The 19,804-nt window shown below is 51.3% G+C and carries 17 protein-coding genes; 9 read left to right on the top strand and 8 right to left on the bottom strand.

The features are described from left to right. Position 1 precedes the first annotated feature (1 nt). Positions 2-685 (top strand): hypothetical protein, encoded by a 684-nt coding sequence (locus tag NATSA_RS08360; RefSeq protein WP_210511589.1) that lies wholly within the window; start codon positions 2-4, stop codon positions 683-685. Here NATSA_RS08360 and NATSA_RS08355 read toward each other — a convergent pair whose 3' ends face one another. Then, on the bottom strand, positions 686-2,488 hold the full coding sequence (locus NATSA_RS08355; RefSeq protein WP_210511588.1) for a hypothetical protein: 1,803 nt from the start codon (positions 2,486-2,488) through the stop codon (positions 686-688). A 315-nt stretch (positions 2,489-2,803) separates the two neighbouring features. On the opposite strand from NATSA_RS08355, the gene NATSA_RS08350 reads away from it, so the two are divergent. The 8 genes from NATSA_RS08350 (at position 2,804) to NATSA_RS08315 (ending at position 10,366) form a co-directional block, all read left to right on the top strand. Further along, on the top strand, positions 2,804-4,087 hold the full coding sequence (locus NATSA_RS08350; RefSeq protein WP_210511586.1) for a THUMP-like domain-containing protein: 1,284 nt from the start codon (positions 2,804-2,806) through the stop codon (positions 4,085-4,087). 347 nt (positions 4,088-4,434) lie between these two features. After that, positions 4,435-5,148, top strand: a complete 714-nt coding sequence (locus NATSA_RS08345) for a sugar phosphate nucleotidyltransferase (protein WP_210511584.1) — start codon at positions 4,435-4,437, stop codon at positions 5,146-5,148. Continuing rightward, entirely contained in the window at positions 5,138-6,088 is a 951-nt protein-coding gene (rfbD, locus tag NATSA_RS08340) for a dTDP-4-dehydrorhamnose reductase (protein ID WP_210511582.1), read from the top strand. Before NATSA_RS08345 ends, rfbD begins: the two co-directional genes overlap by 11 nt. A gap of 106 nt (positions 6,089-6,194) precedes the next feature. Next, positions 6,195-6,743, top strand: a complete 549-nt coding sequence (gene rfbC / locus NATSA_RS08335; RefSeq protein WP_210511580.1) for a dTDP-4-dehydrorhamnose 3,5-epimerase — start codon at positions 6,195-6,197, stop codon at positions 6,741-6,743. A gap of 123 nt (positions 6,744-6,866) precedes the next feature. Beyond that, positions 6,867-7,871: a dTDP-glucose 4,6-dehydratase gene (gene rfbB, locus NATSA_RS08330; protein ID WP_210511578.1), complete on the top strand. Its 1,005-nt coding sequence runs from the start codon at positions 6,867-6,869 to the stop codon at positions 7,869-7,871. A 17-nt stretch (positions 7,872-7,888) separates the two neighbouring features. After that, positions 7,889-8,368: an EVE domain-containing protein gene (locus NATSA_RS08325; RefSeq protein ID WP_246481750.1), complete on the top strand. Its 480-nt coding sequence runs from the start codon at positions 7,889-7,891 to the stop codon at positions 8,366-8,368. Continuing rightward, positions 8,365-9,597 (top strand): 2'-deoxycytidine 5'-triphosphate deaminase, encoded by a 1,233-nt coding sequence (locus NATSA_RS08320; protein ID WP_210511577.1) that lies wholly within the window; start codon positions 8,365-8,367, stop codon positions 9,595-9,597. The genes NATSA_RS08325 and NATSA_RS08320 overlap by 4 nt, the downstream gene beginning before the upstream one ends. 73 nt (positions 9,598-9,670) lie before the next feature. After that, on the top strand, positions 9,671-10,366 hold the full coding sequence (locus NATSA_RS08315; protein WP_210511575.1) for an RsmE family RNA methyltransferase: 696 nt from the start codon (positions 9,671-9,673) through the stop codon (positions 10,364-10,366). Between the two features lie 125 nt (positions 10,367-10,491). Here NATSA_RS08315 and NATSA_RS08310 read toward each other — a convergent pair whose 3' ends face one another. The 7 genes from NATSA_RS08310 to NATSA_RS08280 all read right to left on the bottom strand — a co-directional run bounded on the left by NATSA_RS08310 (position 10,492) and on the right by NATSA_RS08280 (position 19,741). After that, positions 10,492-12,423 carry a S41 family peptidase gene (locus tag NATSA_RS08310; protein WP_246481749.1) on the bottom strand — a complete coding sequence of 644 codons (1,932 nt, stop codon included), beginning with the start codon at positions 12,421-12,423 and terminating at the stop codon, positions 10,492-10,494. 156 nt (positions 12,424-12,579) lie between these two features. After that, positions 12,580-14,004, bottom strand: coding sequence for an ATP-dependent protease ATPase subunit HslU (gene hslU / locus NATSA_RS08305; RefSeq protein WP_246481748.1), 1,425 nt, complete (start codon positions 14,002-14,004; stop codon positions 12,580-12,582). Then, on the bottom strand, positions 13,997-14,539 hold the full coding sequence (hslV, locus tag NATSA_RS08300; protein WP_210511573.1) for an ATP-dependent protease subunit HslV: 543 nt from the start codon (positions 14,537-14,539) through the stop codon (positions 13,997-13,999). The genes hslU and hslV overlap by 8 nt, the downstream gene beginning before the upstream one ends. Before the next feature lie 15 nt (positions 14,540-14,554). After that, a complete protein-coding gene (locus NATSA_RS08295; RefSeq protein ID WP_210511571.1) occupies positions 14,555-16,906 on the bottom strand; it encodes an Rne/Rng family ribonuclease in 2,352 nt (783 codons plus the stop codon). A gap of 547 nt (positions 16,907-17,453) precedes the next feature. Continuing rightward, positions 17,454-18,722 (bottom strand): UDP-N-acetylglucosamine 1-carboxyvinyltransferase, encoded by a 1,269-nt coding sequence (murA, locus tag NATSA_RS08290; RefSeq protein ID WP_210511569.1) that lies wholly within the window; start codon positions 18,720-18,722, stop codon positions 17,454-17,456. Positions 18,723-18,886: 164 nt separating this feature from the next. Next, positions 18,887-19,153, bottom strand: coding sequence for a hypothetical protein (locus NATSA_RS08285; protein ID WP_210511567.1), 267 nt, complete (start codon positions 19,151-19,153; stop codon positions 18,887-18,889). A gap of 30 nt (positions 19,154-19,183) precedes the next feature. Next, on the bottom strand, positions 19,184-19,741 hold the full coding sequence (locus NATSA_RS08280) for a hypothetical protein (protein ID WP_210511565.1): 558 nt from the start codon (positions 19,739-19,741) through the stop codon (positions 19,184-19,186). Between the last annotated feature and the right edge of the window lie 63 nt (positions 19,742-19,804).

Here is a 19,804-nt window from a genome sequence, read left to right as displayed (position 1 = left end):
TATGCAATCATCTGCAATGTTTAACCTGAATGCTTCTGTCCTGACTGTCTTGATGCTTGTATTTGTGATGCTTGCCGGATGCGGCGAAGAGCAGCCGGATAATGAGGATGCGTCCGCCGACGTCCCAGAAGATATGACGCAGGAAGAGCAGGAAATGCTTGAAAGCATGGGTGAACCCACATCCGAAGAGATTTTCTGGTCAAAACTGCATGAACACTGCGGGCTCGCTTTTGAAGGGGAACTCGCCGAAGCTGCCGAAGGTGTTGATTTGCTTGATGGCAGTGAGACCATCATCGTGCACTTCCGGAGCTGCACCGATTTTGAAACCCGGCTGCCTTTTCATATTGAAACCGCAACCGGGGAATGGGACCGTTCGCGGACATGGGTGTTTTTCAATCACGGGGATGACGAACTGGAGCTGCGTCATGACCATCGCCATGAGGATGGCTCCGAAGAGGAAGAAACCTGGTATGGCGGTGATGCCGTTGAAGGTGAAGGGAACTGGCAGCGCTTTATATATCCTCCCAGGACCGAGGAAGTCGGCAAGTTCATGGGCTGGCGGGTTGAGATTCATCCCCACGAGCGATTTACCTATGGCACCATGAGAGGCAACGAGTGGACGTTCCGGGTGGATTTTGATCTCACCACACCGGTCGAGGCGCCGCCTCCGCCATGGGGTTTCTGATCAGTTTGCCACCATTTCGGGAGAAAGCTCCTCAAGCCGGGCGCGCTGTACACTGACGGCATCCCGCAGTGAAGCCAGATTTTCATCTACGTATGCTTTGCCACCGGCTATCTCCTCACAGTAGTCGATACTGCTCCGAAGATTTTTGAAAAGCTTGTTAATGCGCTTCATCTCTTTTTCGTCCGATGTATCAGCCAGTTCCAGCTGGCGGGAAAGGTAATCCACGTACATGGCCATCTCTTTGGCAAACATGTGCGGACGTTCCCGCGGAACCAGAGATTTTTCCCGCCCGTAAATATGGTCAATCATTTCACGGAGAGAGTAGATACCGTTAAACCAGGCCAGGTTGGGGCCGGGGCAGACGGCCTGGGGCGAGCGGCTTTCTCCCTGAATCCCGAGTGCGATCAGTGCACCGTTGCCAAGATGGTCACAGAGACATGTTTTCTCGAGGACTTCCGCCTTGCGTTTTTGCTTGGCGGTTTCATCCAGCTCCGAACGATTGATCTCATCGATCTTGAGAATCTGGTACTGACTTGATGCGGTGCAGATCGGGTTGTTGGTGAACTCGGTGTTGAACTGTAGAAACCCTTTCGGGCAAGGGGAACCCGGCTTTTCGGTTTTTGAGCGCCGGGCTGTCCAGTTTTCCGAACCGGTATTTCTGACATTGTTGAAGGGGACCCCAAGCGGCGAAACTCCGCTGAGATACAGATCATCTTCACCGGCATTCCGGAGCAATTCCCGGGTGGGTTCGTCTACCGGTGTCGCTTCCGGCACAAGCAGAAATGGTGTTCCCCAGCCGGTTTTGTCCATTTCGTATTCTTCGAGCAGCCTGAGGTTTTCACCGCTTGTGCCGATGCCGCCCTGAACGGTTATGAGCGGCTCCTCTGTGTAAGCTGATTCGGGATAATCCCAGCCCATACTTTCATAAAAGGAGGTAATAAGGGGCTGGAAGGTGCGGCTGAGCTGCTCCTTTTTTTCACGAAACTCATCCAGTATCACGGGCAGAAGCTGTCCGTCTGATGCGAAAGCGTGTCCGCCGCAATTCAGTCCGGATTCAATGCGGAATTCGGCAATCTCCAGACCTTTTTTAGCCAGGAATTTCCCCTGGATCAGGGCCGAGCGGAAATCGCTGACTTTAAGAATGATCTTCTTCTTCAGATCACCGGACGCATCGCGGTAGAAGTCGCGGAATTCTGACATGTAGTTGTACAGGCGGGGGTTGAAGCCCGCTGAGAGTACGACAGAAGAACGGAGTTTGCTTTTTGCGAATCCGCGGAATGCGGCATTTGCGTCACTGAATTCACTGCTCATCGGGGTGCCGCTGTCGTCGTTCAGCAGCCGGTCGACCTTGGCCATGATGTTGACATCAATAGCGCCGGGTTTCATCATGGCAGTGAGTTTTTCCTCCATTTTCTCCCGTTCAAAAGAAGGGGCCATGCTTTTGAGCTGTTCCCAGCCTGATTTCAGCGTTGATGCATCGGGAAGCATTTCAAAGAATTTTGCCTTGTCGTTCTCGGAGAAGAAGGGCTGGTTGCGGATCTCGTAAAATTTCTTTTTTACGACATCCTCAACGGTATCAAGATAGGCGGTGATTCTTCTGGCCCGTCCGTCATCCGCATTCCGGGGAATGTTTTCGTAAGGCAAATCGTATTGGGCAGCATAATATTTGCGGATTTTCTCAACCAGCAGGTCATCCACAACGGAAATGACAGAATCAATACCAAAAGGAGCTACTCGAATGGGGGTGTCAATGGAGTGTCCCGTCCCCATTACCGGGATGTGAAACGAATGTACAAGTGTCATAAGTAATAGTATCCAAACAGATGTTCTGAATAAACCAACCGGGGAGGCATATGTGTCAGTGTGATGCTATCCCGGAAAGCGAACGTTCTGGTCCGTTTTTTCATAAACCACACAGAAATTGAAGAATACAAAAATTATAAGCCAATATCTAATGATTTTATTGCAAGGGCTGAAAAATCATAGGGTTGGGCTTTACAGAGCATGAGGGCGGCCAGGTGAATTTTCGAGCAGAACTTGGGCATGATGGCGGAAAGGGCTACTTTTCTGTTTCCGTTTAGGGAATGGTGGATAACAAAAAAGGTGGCTTCCTGACTGATGCTTTTAATACACACTACCGGCTGGACAGATATTCTTGAGCAGCACCGCGACTGGTCACCAGCTGCGTTTGCGCTGAACTACTCCGGGAAAAAGGAGTGGCCGGTCCGGGAGATTGCCGAACAGCTGCACTGCTATCCGCGCGCCGAACGCAAGCTGCTCGATCTGCACACTCCGGGAATGATCTATCTTCGGGAACCCCTGGAGCAGTCGTCCGGATTTGCCGCAGCAACATATCGTGCCAGGCGCTGGTCCGCATCTTCAGCAGCTGATCTGACCGGCGGACTCGGGATCGATAGCGCTGCGTGGGCACGGGCAGGTACCGGGGTGTACTATTGTGAAAAGAATACAGAACTGGCTGAAATTGCCGCTCACAATCACCGGTTGCTGGGACTTGAAGGAAAGATTTTCCACATGAATGACGATGCTGTGTCCTGGCTGGCATCCAGGTCCGGGGAAAAACCCGGGGAACCATTTTGTGATATCGTTTATATCGATCCGTCGCGTCGCAGCCGGGGCAGGCGTGTCGTTACGCCGGATGACAGCGAACCGCCTGTATTGCAGCATCTGGATCTCATCCGCTCAGCGGGAAGCAGGTATCTGGTGAAACTGTCGCCGATGATGGATGCTAACCTTGCCGGGCGTGAGTTTGAGGGATGCCGGACGATTGTTGCCGTTTCAGTCGAAGGGGAGGTCAAGGAGTTGCTTGTTGAGGGCATCGGGCATCATGGCGTCCGGAAGGGAAAGCATCAGGGCCTGCATCAGGATCAGTCTGAGCAACCGGATGATCAACATGAACTAAGCCGTCCTGTTCCGGAGGTGGTACTGCTGGACAGCCGGGGTTATGAGAAATTCCGGGTGACCGGCCCCGCAGACAAGGCCGACCGGGCTGCCGCCGATATCATGCCGCCGGATGAGTGGCTTTACGATCCCGATCCTGCACTGCATAAAATGAAACTCATCGATCAGGTTGCCGTGCAGTTCGGACTCGGCAGGCTGCATCGCGATGCCGGTTACCTGACCGGCAGTCATCTTGCGTCAGACTTTCCCGGAAAGGTGTACAAAATCGAAGAAATACTGGAATTCAAACCGCGCAAAGTCAAAACCCGGCTGAAACAACAGGGCTATGAGAGGGTGCATATTCATCAGCGTGGTTTTCCGCACACTGTTGATCAGCTCTATCGTAAACTAAATCTGAAGATGGGCGATGATGCCCACCTGTTTGCCCTGTCAGACCATCAGGACCGGCTTGTGCTGCTGGTGACCCGGCCCGAAAAAATATGACACGTCCGCTTTATGTATTCCTGCGAATATCCTATTATGCGGACAACCATTGTGCGTCAGAATAACTTCAGACATGAAATATCACGACGACATCTAAGATCTGACGAACAGTGTATTATGAAAAACTCATGACGGGGCATAGGCTCTGCTGCACAAACGTGTGATTGAAACTGTCATGACAGTCATGGCATTTCACTTGGTGACCTTCGGTTCATGTGACGATATAAATCCAAAAATTTTAAACAGATGAAATGAACATGACCGGGTCGGCGCCCGGACACACAGGCGCATGATTACATACGGTCATGACATTACATGTGACGACATAAATCCAAACATTTAAACACATGAAAGGTATTGTACTTGCGGGCGGAACAGGTTCTCGTTTGTATCCGCTGACCAAAGTCACAAACAAGCACCTGCTGCCGGTCGGCAACAAACCCATGATCTATTATCCGATCGAGAAGCTCACCGGCGCCGGGATTGAGGAAATTCTGATTGTAACTGGAACGGAACACATGGGCGATGTCGTCAGCCTCCTGGGTTCAGGCCGTGAATTCGGATGCCGTTTTACATACAAGGTTCAGGATGAAGCCGGCGGAATTGCCCAGGCGCTCGGTCTGGCTGAAAACTTTGCTGGAGGTGACACCATGACCGTCATCCTGGGAGACAATATTTTTGAGGATGATCTTTCGGCTGCCATGGCGGCCTATCCCGGTTCCGGCGCCGGGATTATGCTCAAAGAGGTGGAGGATCCCACGCGTTACGGCGTGGTTGAACTGGACGGTGACCGGATTGCCGGGATCGAGGAAAAGCCGGAAAAGCCGAAATCCAACCTCTGCGTCACCGGAGTATACATGTACGATGCAAAGGTTTTTGACTATATCCGGACTCTTAAGCCGTCGGGCCGTGGAGAACTTGAAATCACCGACGTCAACAACCACTACATCCGGGAAGGAAAGATGTACTACAGCGTCATGAAAGGCTGGTGGACCGACGCCGGAACCCCGCAGTCACTGTGGCGCGCCAATGAATTGATGCACCGTACTGATGGTGGGTGATCTGATGAAAGGGCGCAATGAAGATCTGTCACCGCAGCAGGTTCCGGAGCCTGCAAGGCCTCCGCAGCACTACAGGCGGTGGCTGATTCTCGGTGCAGGCGGACAGCTGGGAAGCGAATGGGTGGAATGGATGGAGCGATCCGGGGCTGATTATCTCGGGCTTACAAGGAAGGAGCTGGATATTACCGACAAAACTGCGGTGGAACGGGCTCTGTCGGATTATGACCCCGATGTTGTTATTAACTGCACGGCATATACCAAAGTTGACCAGGCTGAAGACGAAATAGAGTCGGCCAGCAGTATCAACGTGGATGCGGCCGGACATCTGGCCGCCCTCTGCGCTGCTGATGACCGTATGCTTGTTCATTACTCTACGGATTATGTTTTTCCCGGAAGGATGGAGGACCGCGTCCGACATCCTGCGGGTTATCCGGTTGATTTTCCTCCCGAACCGGTCAATTCATACGGACGAACAAAGTGGCTGGGAGAACAGGCGGTCCGGAGTGCCGGCGGACCGCATCTTATTCTGCGTGTATCATGGCTGTGCGGAAAGTCAGGCCGCAATTTTGTCCATACCATGCTCAGACTCGCAGAAGAGCGGGACCGGCTGACCGTTGTGAATGACCAGTTTGGCACTCCCACTTTTACTGCACCTGTGGTCCACAATACGCTCGTCCTGCTCGAGCAGGGAGCAAGAAACACATGGCATGTCACATCCCGGGGGGAAACAACATGGTACCATTTTGCCAGCCTGATTTTCAGTCTTGCAAAAAAAAACGTGGAAGTAGTGCCGGTCCCGAGCTCCGAATTTCCGACCAGGGCGAAAAGACCGGCATGGTCACTCCTTGATACGGGCTCTTTGTCCGGTTTGCCGGGTAATCGTTTATTACCATGGCAGCAGGAGACCGAAATCCTTCTGAAATCTCTAAAAACCGGGTAATGAACTTGTCCGGCCATTACAATTGCGCTATGTTTGCAGCAGGCAGCAGGCAGTTCTTCTAAATGTCTGTAATCAATCATCAAAACGTTTCTGAATAACACAATTCATGGAATTCATCCCTACCCGACTGGAAGAAGTTATCATTATCCGTCCGCGGGTCTTTGAGGACAAGCGCGGTTTTTTTACCGAGACGTTCCGGCTTAACAAATACAATCAGGCCGGCATCCGGAAACCGTTCGTGCAGGACAACCTGTCCGGATCGGTAAGGAACACACTCAGGGGGCTGCATTATCAGATTCTGAATCCGCAGGCAAAGCTTGTTATGGTGACATCCGGAGAGATTCTGGACGTAGCCGTCGACATACGCCGCAACTCGCCCAATTTCGGGAAGTATGTAAGCTGTGTGCTGTCGTATAAAAACCGCGAGATGCTCTACATCCCGGAAGGGTTTGCGCACGGTTTTTTTGTGCTGTCTGAACAGGCCACGTTCATGTATAAATGCAGTGACTATTATAATCCGGCCGGGGAGCGGGGGGTCCGGTGGGATGATCCCGATATCAACATCGACTGGCCGGACGCGGATCCTGTTTTATCTGAAAAAGATCAAAAACTTCCGTTTCTTTCGGATATCGGAGAACAGGACCTGCCGGAATAGTACTGCGGGAACTGCACTCATGAAGCAGCACTCATGAAGCAGCATCCGGCCGGCAGCAGATGTCCCGTACTTTACAATGGATCACATTTCCATGTACCAACATAATTAATTCGATCAGTTCCTATGCGATTATTGGTAACAGGCGGAGCAGGATTTATCGGGTCAAATCTTGTTCTTCATCTGATGCAGCAAAATCAGAACATCACGCTGCTGAATATCGACAAGCTTACATATGCATCCGATCTCTCGTTTCTCGAACCGGTTGAGGATCATCCGTCCTACCGCTTCGAAAAAGTGGATCTTGTGAATCGCGATGCGGTGCGGGAGATCGTCAATGATTTCAGGCCTGACGGGGTGATGCATCTGGCCGCAGAGTCTCATGTCGACAATTCCATCAAGGGGCCCGAACCATTTGTGATGTCGAATGTCGTCGGAACCTTCAATATACTTGAAGAGTGCCGCCAGCTGTGGCTGTCCGATCCCAACGGATACGCTGACAAACGGTTTTTGCATGTCTCAACCGATGAAGTCTACGGCTCCCTCGGTGATGAGGGCACGTTTAACGAAGAGACGCCGTATGCACCCAATTCACCCTATTCCGCGACCAAAGCCGGGAGTGATTTTCTGGTGCGGTCTTACCACAAGACGTTTAACATGAATGTGGTTACCACCAACTGCTCCAATAATTTCGGTCCCCATCAGCACGATGAGAAGCTGATCCCGACCGTTATCCGAAAAGCGCTGAACCACGAGGAGATACCCGTTTACGGCAAGGGCGAAAATGTGCGGGACTGGCTGTATGTCACCGACCACTGCCGTGCTATTCAGAGTGTTTTCGAAAGCGGCAGGCAGGGTGAGACGTATATCGTTGGCGGACATAATGAATGGAAAAATATTGATCTGGTCAGGCTGCTTTGTGATTTGCTCAATGAGGAAAAAGGCGAAGGGCCGGATGGAGATTACAAAAACCTGATTACCTTTGTCACAGACAGGGCAGGACACGACCTCCGGTACGCCATCGATCCGGGCAAAATCGAAAGAGAGCTGGGCTGGAAACCCCTGATGCAGTTTGATGAGCAGCTCAGGGAAACAGTCCGGTGGTATATCCATCGTAACAAGAAAAATTGAATGCAAAAGGAGAAGCAATGGCAAGAAAGTTCTGGCTGATGAAGTCTGAACCTGATGAGTTCAGCATAGATGATCTGATAAAAGCTGAAAACAGTACCGTTCACTGGGACGGAATCCGCAACTATCAGGCCCGGAATTTCATGAGGGATGAGATGCAGCCGGGCGATGGTGTACTTTTCTATCACTCAAGGGCAAAGCCGCTGGCTGTGGTCGGCACAATGAATGTGGCAAGTGAACCGTATCCGGACCCGACTCAATTTGACCCTGACTCAAAGTATTTTGATCCAAAAAGCACAAAAGAGAACCCGAGGTGGATGCTGGTCGATGTGCAGTTCACTGCCAGGTTTGATCCACCGGTAACCCGTGAGCAGATCAAGGAAACAGCCGGACTTGAGGACATGATGCTGATCAAAAAGGGCAGCCGGTTGTCGATTCAGCCGGTAACAGAGCAGGAGTGGAATATTGTTCACGAACTGGCCGGCAGAGATCCGATATGAGTAATAATGACCGAAAGGATACCGGACAACCCGGCAGCAGATCCGCCTCCCGCGACAGGCTGGTCATCCGGACCCGCGGCATCCTTCCCATTCAGCAGCTGAAGAAATTGCGTGAATTCGGTGTGCTGAAATCTGATCCGCGCTATCCGATTCACGATGATCAGTTTCAGCCCAATTCCATGGATCTGCGTCTCGGGGAGAAAGCGTACCGCGTGCGCTGCAGTTTTCTTCCGGAGAATGAAACCGTGGTCAGCAAGATGCGCCGCCTCTCGCAGCACACCATCGATTTGAAAAAAGGAGCTGTACTCGAACAGAACTGCACCTATCTGATTCCGCTGCTTGAAGAGCTGCACCTGCCGGTGAACTCGCAACCCGACGGCCCGATCATCACTGAAGAACCGCTCACTGCCAAAGCCAATCCGAAGAGCAGCACAGGGAGACTGGATATTTTCACCCGGCTGATCACCGACTATTCTCACCGGTTCGAGGAAATCGCCCAGGGTTACAGCGGTCGTCTCTACCTGGAGGTGGTGCCGAAGTCGTTTCCGGTCCGTGTGCAGACCGGCCAGCGTCTCAATCAGCTGCGTATCCGTCACGGGCAGGCTCTGCTCAGCGACCAGGATATCCTTCATACGCACCTGCAGAATCCCATCCTGTTTGATGAGAACGGAAGTGCGCTGCCTGTTGACGACCTCAATGTGAGGGACGGACTGTTCATGCGGGTGAGCCTTCAGGGACCGGAAGGGGCGATTGTCGGGTACAAGGCAAAAAAGCACCGTGATCTGATCGATCTGCAGAAGACAGACCATTATGAAGTGAGGGAGTTCTGGGATCCCATCTATGCGCAAAAAGATGACTATCTGATTCTGGAGCCGGAGGCCTTCTACATATTCGCATCGAAAGAGCGTTGCCGCATTCCGAGACACCTTGCTGCCGAGATGGTTCCCTATGACACCGGATCGGGAGAGCTGCGCACGCATTATGCCGGTTTTTTTGACAGCGGATTTGGCGGATCGATCGAGGACGGCGGGGCCAGGGCGGTTCTTGAAGTCCGTTCCCATGACGTGCCGTTTCTGGTGGAAGACGGACAGACGTTTTTCCGGATGGTTTTCGAACCGAACACCCTGCTGCCGGATTATGTTTATGGTGAGGACCTTAAGAGTAATTATCAGGGTCAGGCACTTAAACTTGGAAAACATTTCAGGGATCAGTCAGCGGTCAGCAGATAATGTCGGTTTCAGCAACAGGCATCAGGCAGCCGCAATCAGGTAATGCAGCTTTGAGTAAAAGGGATGAATGAGCATGGATGAGCATTTTTTGTTTTACATACCTCCGGAGGATATCCGGGAAGAGAGGATGTGGTTTCCGGAGGAGGAAGTCAGGCACATCGGAAAAGTACTCCGCAAACAGGCCGGAGATTTTGTCCAGGCCACGGATGGCACCGGCAGACTGCTGGATGTGGAGCTGATAGTCGTGGACAAAAAGAAGGCCGCGGGTGAAATTGTGCAATCCCGGGAGATATCGGCCGGACCGGAACGGGTTCTTGCAATGGGACTGATAAGACAGCGCGACAGGCTGGAGTTTGCTGTCGAAAAGGCGGTAGAGCTGGGGGTCACCCGGCTGGTGCTGGTCCATTCTGATCATTCCGGAACGATGACCGTCAAGCCAGCCCGCATAGAAAAAACCATCATTTCTGCCATGAAGCAAAGCAGGAGATGCCATCTGCCGGTATGGGAGGAGCGTGATAGTTTTTATGACGTGCTTTCTGCATACCGGGATAACCGGACCGTGATCATGGCTGATCCGGAGGGCGTGACTTCGCGGGATTGGCACCCGGGCAGGAATCCCGCCTTGCTGATGGTCGGTCCGGAAGGAGGGTTCTCCGGGAAAGAGAAGGATCAGGCTATTGCTTCGGCAGCACAGTTTGTAAACCTCGGCAGCAACAGACTGCGAACAGAAACGGCAGCCTGTGCTTTATTGACGCTTGCCGGAGTTTAACGAGCCGGCAACCGGTTACCGATTCAGCTACAGGTCTTTAGCGGGCCGGGCGGGCAACAGGTAAGACCGCTTTTATGCTTTTAAAGGTGACTTTTTGTCTGTCCGGAAGACATGATTTCTGCAGGTCAATTTCTGCGGGGAATGATATTGTCAAGCATATCACCCGAAGATTCGCTTTCATCGCGCATCACCTGCAGTTTCTGAACTTCCGGCCACAACGTTAATGCGATATTAACCGTCATATCCACCTCATCATTGATTACGGGATAGAAATACTCGTTGCCCCAGACCTGACGTGCCAGGTCGGCTTTCATCCAGCCAAGCGGAATTTCCAGCTGTTCCTCAAGGAGCGAATCATTCAGGTAAAGCTTGTTGTCATCAAAGTGTGCGGTGGTTACTGTGTCAGCGAGTACGAGACCATTGTCGGAAAGCTGCCTGACAAAGTCGTCACGCTGATTTTCACTCCATTTGAAATCACTCCGGAATTCCCCGAAGCGGTCTTTCCAGTCGGAACGGAACTGATCGCCCTGTCGGTCTATATAGTTGCGCACAAACGTTGATCCGACATTGTTGCGTCTCATAAGTACAAAAAGCTCATTGGACCGGTCGACATCAACAATATGATCCGGCACAACGCCGCCGCCGCCGTAAACTTCTCTGCCGGAAGCAGTTTTATATCTTAGTGAGTCGGGGACATTCTCCACGAACTGATCCACATCACCACTTGCGCTGTCATCACGGGAGTAAATTTCATAGAGATATTTTTCGCGTCCGTCCTTGAACGGTTTTTGAATTTCACGTCCGCTAGGTGTGAGATAACGGGAAATGGTGATCCGGATGTTGCTCTTGTCGGCAAGCTCATACTGCTGCTGAACCAGGCCTTTGCCGAATGTCCTCCGGCCAACGACAAGTCCGCGGTCATGATCCTGCACAGCACCGCTCACAATTTCGCTTCCGGATGCGGAACCTTCATTCACAAGAACAATAAGCGGGATATCACGGTAGGGACCGTCATAGCGTGCTCTGTATTCAGAGGTGAAGCGGGCGTGTCTGCTCTCCGTTGCAACGAGTTTGGTTCCTCTCGGGAAGAAATCGTTGGTCATTCTTACAGCCTGCTCCAGATAGCCGCCGGGATTGCCCCTCAGATCAAGGATGAGCCGCTCCATATCCTGATTCCGGAGGTCCTTCATAGCCTCGGTGAATTCCTCATGTGTCGTGGCTGCAAATCGGTTGATCCTGATATAACCGGTTTCATCATCCAGCATATATGAACTGTCGAGTGTATACAACGGAATCTCATCGCGTGTAATCTCAAAATCCAGCAGCTGATTGTTGCCGGGACGCTGAATGCCGACGGTTACTTTCGATCCTTTGGGACCGCGAAGGCTGCTGACAACATCCTGTTCGCTGAAACCGATAGCCGAATCGCCGTCGATTTTTACGATACGGTCACCGGATTGAATGCCCAGCTGATCACTGGGTCCGTTGGAAATCGCAGAAATAACCGTGATGGTATCATCGATAACCTGAAACTGAATTCCTATGCCTTCGAATTTTCCGGAAAACTCCTCCTGAATACTTTCGCTGGTTTCAGGCTTGATGTAGACCGAATGCGGATCAAGAGGACGGAACATTTCACGGATGGAATGCTCAACCAGCGCTACCATGTCTTCATCCTCACCCGAATTGTTCATGAGGTACATGTAGGCGTTTTCGAATTTCGAGAATGATTCCCTGATTGAACCGATTTCAACATCCGTAAAGGTAGTGTCCAGCGGTGTTCCCGAAATATCCATCGTGGTGTCAGCGATATTTCTGACGAAGCCTTTCATACTGTTTTTGAACAGTTCGTCAATGCTGGTTTCCTCGACGTGATTTTCGATGATTTTACGCTGAACCTCAGTGTATTTTCTGAGATTGGTTTCATGGTCTTTGTCAATGGCGGCAACACGGTCCACACCACTCAGATAAAGCAGTGTCAGGATGATTGCAGAGACCAGAGGTGGGGTTACAAACTGTTTGAATGTCATGCTCAGGTTATCTTGCTTGCGGTTCATTCGGGATAAATAAAAAGAAAGGCTGTTTCAACCAGATAATCCAGCCATTGGTTTCCTATAACGCACACAGTAGGTAACGGCATTCCAGGAACATTGTTATTGCGTCAGGGTTATGAAATTTCAGGCTGATACGTGAAGCAGTCTGAGCCACTTTCATCAAAGTATATAATGGCTCAAATCCTTGTCACGGGTAAGTTTTTCAAGCTGCCGGTCGACGTATTCCTTGTCGATTGTGATGTTGCCGCTTCCGATATCATCAGGAATAGCAAACTGCAGTTCCTCAAGCACAGTAGAGAGGATGGTGTGAAGCCTGCGCGCTCCGATGTTTTCGATGGCGGCATTTACTTCGGCTCCCACCTTGGCGATCTCGCGTATGGCGTCATCCGAGAACTGAAGGTCAACACCCTCGCTTTTCATCATGGCGATATACTGCTTGGTCAGGGCATTTTTGGGCCTGGTCAGGATGTTGTAAAAATCCTCCTCGGTGAGCGAATCCATTTCCACACGGATCGGAAACCGCCCCTGAAGTTCGGGAATCAGGTCGGATGGCTTGGCGGTATGAAATGCGCCCGATGCAATGAAAAGAATGTGGTCGGTTTTGACCATGCCGTACTTGGTTGATACATTCGAACCTTCCACTATGGGAAGCATGTCGCGCTGAACGCCCTGGCGGCTGACATCCGGACCGCTCCGGCCGTCACCTGTCGTGCCGCCGGCCACCTTGTCAATCTCATCAATAAATACGATACCGGAGTTCTGGACCCGCTCGATGGCCTCCTGGTTTGCCGCATCGTGATCAATCAGTTTTTCGGTCTCTTCGTTAAGGAGGATGGGACGGGCATCGCTGATTTTCATCTGACGTTTTTTTGAGCGGGATTTGGTCAGGCTGCCGAGCATATCCTGCAGGTTCATCCCCATCTCTTCCATGCCGCCGGGCCCGAAAATCTGCATCATCGGATTCTGTCCGGATGGCTGAACGTTGATTTCCACTTTCCGGTCTTCAAGATCGCCGTTGCGGAGTTTCTCGCGGAATTTCTCACGTGTCCGGTGGTTGAGTTCATCATCCGTTGCACTTTCCGGATCAAATGAGCTGTCTGTGGTCTCGAAACCTGTTTTTTTATCCCGGGAGGTTTTCCGGATTGGGGGAATGAGCAGGTCAAGCAGGCGTTCTTCCACCTGTTCAGCCGCTTTTTTCATTACCCGCTGCTGCATTTCGGATTTTACCATGGAAACGGCAATATCCGTGAGATCACGGATCATGGATTCGACATCACGCCCGACATAACCAACTTCAGTAAACTTTGAAGCCTCAACTTTGATAAACGGTGCTTTGGCAAGTTTGGCGAGCCGCCGCGCAATTTCGGTTTTTCCCACGCCGGTGGGGCCGATCAGGATGATATTGTTCGGCACGATTTCGTCCCGGATGGATTCGTCTGAATTCAGACGGCGCCACCGGTTCCTGAGAGCTATGGCAACAGATTTTTTGGCATCACTTTGTCCGATGATGTAGGTATCCAGCGCTTCGACGATCTGGCGCGGGGTCAGACTGTTTTCCTTTTGTATGAGATTCTGATCACTCAAGGTCAAGCAGGGTTAAATTGTGATTGGTGTAGATGCAGATATCGGCAGCTATATTCAGTGATTTTTCGACCATTTCCCTTGCCGACAGGGACGGGGCATCTTGCTTGAGAGCCCTTGCCGCTGCCTGGGCGTACGATCCGCCGCTGCCAATGGAAAGGATGTGGTCGTCAGGTTCGATGACATCGCCCTGTCCGGATATCAGGAGTCCGCGCTCCTTGTTCATGACCGCCAGAAGGGCTTCGAGTTTGCGCAGGTAACGATCCTTGCGCCAGTCTTTGGCAAGCTCTACAGCTGCCCGTTCAATGGTACCGTTGTACTGATTGAGTTTATCTTCAAAACGTTCAAAGAGCGTAAAAGCGTCTGCGGTAGATCCGGCAAAACCGGCAAGGACCTGCTTGTTGTAGAGAAAGCGCACTTTCTGGACATTGGCCTTCATCACTACCTTGTCCAAAGTGGCCTGACCGTCGCCACCGATGCAGGCTTTACCGTCATGAATAATGCCAAGTACGGTGGTTGCATCAAGGTTAAATGTCATTCTGTTTTCGTTGGATTATTTGGTTGACTTTTCGCTTTCATTCGGAGCTGTCTGGTTTTCAGTCTCTTGTTTATCCTGATTCTGCTCAGAAGTCTTTTTTTCACCGGAATCTTTGCTTCCTGCGGAGTCTTTATCACCTCCGGTTTCTCCTTCTTTTTTCGCAGCCTCTTCTTTCTCTTTTTCGAGTCGGTGCTGTCTTGCTACCTCAACGGCAGATGGCAGTCCGGCAGTATCATCTTGATCTTTTGACGGCTGTTCCTTTTGCCCTTTGTCTTCAGCAGGGGCCCCGGACTGCTTTGCCGGCTTTTCAGAGGCCGTTTCCTGACCGGAGTCGTCCCGGCTGGATTTATAATACTTCGCTTTGGAGCCGGATCTTTTGGGCGCAGATTGCGGTACGTCGGTCTTTTTCCCGGTCTGCTTCCCGGTTTGCGGCTCTTTTTTTTCCTTGCTGTCAGCCGGTTTGCTGTCCGTTGCCTTTGATTTTACTGAATCGGAAGCCGGCTTTTGCTTGCCTTTTGGACCCACCGGGTCTTTTCCGGACTGTTCCTGTCTGGCTTGCTTTTTTTTATCACTTTGCCGCGAGGAAGGGGGTTTGCCTTTTTGACTTCCTGGTTTTGTACTGCCAGTACTACGCTGCCCCTGACGACCGCTGCCCTGTCCGGAGGGTTTTGCCTTTTTCTGGTCTTTCTGGAAATAATCCAGTCCCGGATCATCATTCTTTTTCTCACCGCGTGAATCATCTATACGCAGATCGGTTTCCGTTATGGCCTTCTCCAGCGGCTGATCATTCAGAACTGTATCGGTGATGTCGATTTCCGAATTGGGCAGCATGAACTTGTAGTCGTTCATTGAGAGCGTTTCATCGCCCAGGATATTGATATTCAGGCGGTAGCTAAACAGCCACTTGATTCTCTGACTGAACCATCCTTTCTGAATCATGGATTTCAGATAGGGGTTCAGATGAAGATCCAGCGAATAGTGGCCTTTGTAATTGTACTTGAACTTGGTCAGCCATCCTTCGATGTCGGCCACCACGGTGTTCTGGGATACGATATTGCCGGATCCGCCGCACATGGGACAGACCTTGGAGACCGACTTGACCACACTCGGGCGGATGCGCTGCCGGGTAATCTGTACCAGACCGAAGTCGCTCATGGGCAGAACATTGGTTTTGGCTCTGTCCTTGCGGAACTCCCGGCGCAGCTCATCATACACTTTTTTGCGGTTTGAATCCTCCCGCAAATCGATAAAGTCGACCACAATGATACCACCTATATCCCTCAGCCGCAGCTGTTTGGCAATTTCCCTGGCCGACTCGAGATTTGTTTTCAGCGAATTCTCTTCCTGCTCCCGCTTGGCAGCATAACGACCGGAGTTGACATCCACCACATACATCGCCTCCGTCTGCTCGAAGATCAGGTATCCGCCGCTGGGCATTTTAACGCGGGGACTGAATACCGAATCCACATCCCGCGAAATTTTCATGTAGTCGAAAATGTGCTCCGACCCTTTGTAAAGCTCAATATTGGGCACCATATTCGGCGCAACCCGGGAGATATAGGACTTGATGGACCGGAAAATCTTTGCGTCATCGATTAGGATACGGCTGTAATCCTTGGCAAACAGATCCCGCACAAGACTCTCGGTCATGTCCATATCCTGATGCAGAAGGGCCGGAGGCTTGGCTTCTTTGAGTTTTTCGAGAATGGCGTTCCATTTGTCGAGCACATCCTTGAGATCTTCGTGAAGTGCCTCTTCGGTCTGCCCGTCAGCCAGTGTTCTGACAATAACGCCGAAACCTTCAGGCAGGACGGAGGATATGCACGACCGCAGCCGCCGGCGTTCTTTGTGGCTGCGTATCCGTTTGGAAACGGCCACATATTCTCCCATGGGGATGAGTACCAGAAACCGTCCGGCTACCGTAATGTTCGTCGAAACACGGGGGCCTTTGGAACCAATGGGTTCCTTTACGATCTGGACGAGCACTTTTTGCTTGGGTGCGAGCAGGGCGCCCATGCGGTTCTGCTCTTCGGTGACCGAGCCGTTACCGGTGTTTTTGATCTGTTTGGCTTTCTCCTCCTGCTTCGACCGGTCAGGCAGGGCATCTTTGCCGTTGAGCATGATCAGGTAATTTTCCAGATGCTCACCGGTATCTGAAAAATGGAGGAACGCGTCTTTCTGCGTTCCCATATTGATGAACGCAGCCCGAATGCCCGCCATCACCTTGTGTACTTCGGCGAGATAGATATTGCCAACGGTGCGTTGGTTTTCGGGGGATTCTATAAAAAGTTGGGCTAATTCACCATTTTCAATCAGAGCCACACGGGTTTGGTTGGCCGCCGCGTGTATTATGATTTGGTTTTTCATGTTGATTCCAGGTTGATAAGCAGACGATGCAGGAATCAAAAACCAGATCTCTGATTGGGCAGGTCAGTGGATTTCTGTCATTCAATAAAGTTGATGTCGTAATGTTTATTGACTCGAACATGCAAATCTGCTTATAAAGAAAATTTCAAAAAATGATATTTCAACTACAGTCGCATTATTTCTTTCCTGCTTGTGAGGCAGCCGTGATTCTGGCATGTGCCTCCGGCTGCAATGTGCAAATCAATCAGAGATCTGCAGGAAGATTCAACTGTACAAAATTTCATTAACGTGTATGCAAACACAGTGTATCGGGTTTGGAAGTGCCGGACACTTCATCTGCCGGTATAAAATACCGACAATCCGGCTACGGAATTTGTGTTTACTGAGAATACCGATACATTGACCATCAATATAATGTAAAATTAAGAATAAAGACAGTCGATATTATTCCGCGTATGAACAATGTATGAAGACGCCGGTTCGGATAATCCCGTTCCGGGCGGCGCTTTTTTTTTAAAAACCGGATTAATGCCGGACAGACTGAAGGTTACTCAGAAACCCGTTTTATATCGGCACCAACGGCATTAAGCTTGTCTTCCAGTGTTTCATATCCCCGGTCAAGATGGTAGACACGCAGCACCTCCGTCTCGCCTGAGGCAGCCAGTCCGGCCATGACAAGACTCACACTGGCTCTGAGGTCGGTACTCATCACCGACGCCCCCTTCAGAGGCTGCGGACCCTTGATAACAGCCGTATTGTCATGGCGCTCAATTTGTGCTCCGAGCCGTGCCAGTTCAGGAACATAGCTGAACCGGTCAGGGTAGATATGATCGGTAACGGTCGTTTTCCCGTCGGCACCGGTCATCATGGTTGCCCATTGCGCCTGCAGGTCGGTCGGAAAGCCCGGATAGATGGTTGTTTCAATGGAAACGGGAGGCAGACGGTCGGGAGCCTTGACACGGATATCGCTGTCATTGTAAGATACCGATGCGCCGGTTTTTGCAAATGTTTCCGGAAATGAACCCAGATCCTTTTTTGATGTCCGGGTCAGTGTCACATCCGAGTCCGGTATCATTGCCGCTGCAATCATGAACGTGCCGGTCTCGATACGGTCCGGAATGTTGTCAAGCGTACCTCCGGACAGGCTCTCAACACCTTCTATCTCAAGCACAGGCGTACCCGCACCGTGTATTTTCGCGCCGATCCTGTTCAGATTGTGACACAGGTTCACCACATCAGGCTCCATGGCAGCATTGCGGATGACCGAGGTGCCTTTGGCCCGCACCGCAGCCAGTACCAGGTTCACCGTGGCCCCGACACTGCTCGGTTTCATTTCAAAGGAACCACCCGGAAGCCTGCCGCCGGGAGCTTCTGCTATCACATATCCGCCGTCCATATCGATATTGGCTCCAAGCGCACGGAATCCTTCCAGATGAAGGTTGACCGGACGCGGTCCCCAGGCGCATCCGCCCGGAAGGGAAACCCGCGCATAGCCGACAGCTCCGAGAAGCGCTCCGGTCATGTAGAAAGATGCCCTCATTTTCCTTACCAGATCGTAGGGAGCCTCGTAATGATACAGTCCGGCCGGATCGACATTCAGGGATTGCTTTTCCTCATCAAAAGTCACCCTTGTTCCGGTTACACGGACTACATTGTTGAAGGTGTAAATATCATTCAGCCCGGGAATATTGGAAATGGTGACCGGACCATCTGCAAGAATTCCGGCGGCCATGAGCGGCAAGGCGGCATTTTTCGAACCGCTGATGGCGATGTTTCCTTTAAGAGGTTGCCCTCCCTTTATCAAGAATTTGTCCAAAAGTAATAAGTTTTTTGTGTAAAAAATGAGTTATGGATGATGACCGTTCGGTGATTGCAGGAAGTGGGATGTACAACCGGCAACATGGCAGGATCATCGGCACAAAAGAAAATAATGACAAAAGGGAAGAAGCCGAAACAGCAAAACAGATCAGGCGGCTGACCTTATCGTGAGCTCATGGCGTCAAGGCCCCATTTTGTCGCGCGGTAGTGAAACAACTCAGGGTGATCGTTGTCAAAATGGCGGATTTTTCTGCCTGCAGTGCCGTCCTGATCCTCAAAAATCTCAATCATGTTCAGGTGCGACAGGGTGATCAGGTCATCGCGGATGACTCCGACGGCCAGCCCCGTCTCTTCGCGGATGTAATTGTAATGCTCCGTATAGATCAGGTGCCGGAGGATCGTCTGCTGGGTTTCGGTTACTTTGGACATGCCAGGCGGAATATTTTTCGTTTCTGTCAGCTATTTGAGTTTAATGTCACCATAAGTGATCAGATTGTCACGACCGTCATAAATGAAAAGCCGGTGGAGTCCGTCATTGACCTGACGCGCGGCGTTGTAGCTTCGGTTTACGCCAAAATCAGCAGGGTTTATGGTGAACGTCATGTGTCCGAAGTTAAGCGGGGAGCGGTCATGTTCATACAATACGCGGTATGACCTCTGATCGAACATATCGTAATAACCAACGGCGCGCAATCCGTCGACCGTGCCCACGCCCGTGATCAGCAGTTCAATGCGAACATTTTCACTTCGGGTGGGGTTGGGGAAGGCGGGAACTTCCACCTCTACAAAACCCTGAAACATCGGACCGATCTGCCAGTCGCTTTCGTCCCGGCTGACGACCTCGCCGCTTGGCGTCGTTTCGGTATAATTTTCCGGAGTGCGGAATGCTTCCCGCTCGAATTCCACCTGATCCTCGCTGCGGCTGCATCCCGATGCGAAAATCAGCATACCGATTGTTACTGCAAACACAAGAAGCTCTGCGGGTTTTCGTATATTGGTCTTTGAATCAGAGATCATATTCTGGATAGTTTCGATGGAACCTTTCGGCCACCGATTGTCATTCTGTTGTCAGACTGTCCG

The sequence above is a fragment of the Natronogracilivirga saccharolytica genome, from assembly GCF_017921895.1.
Lineage (GTDB): Bacteria > Bacteroidota > Rhodothermia > Balneolales > Natronogracilivirgulaceae > Natronogracilivirga > Natronogracilivirga saccharolytica.
Note: the sequence above shows the minus strand (reverse complement) of the source record. Positions and strands in the feature narration are given on the sequence as shown.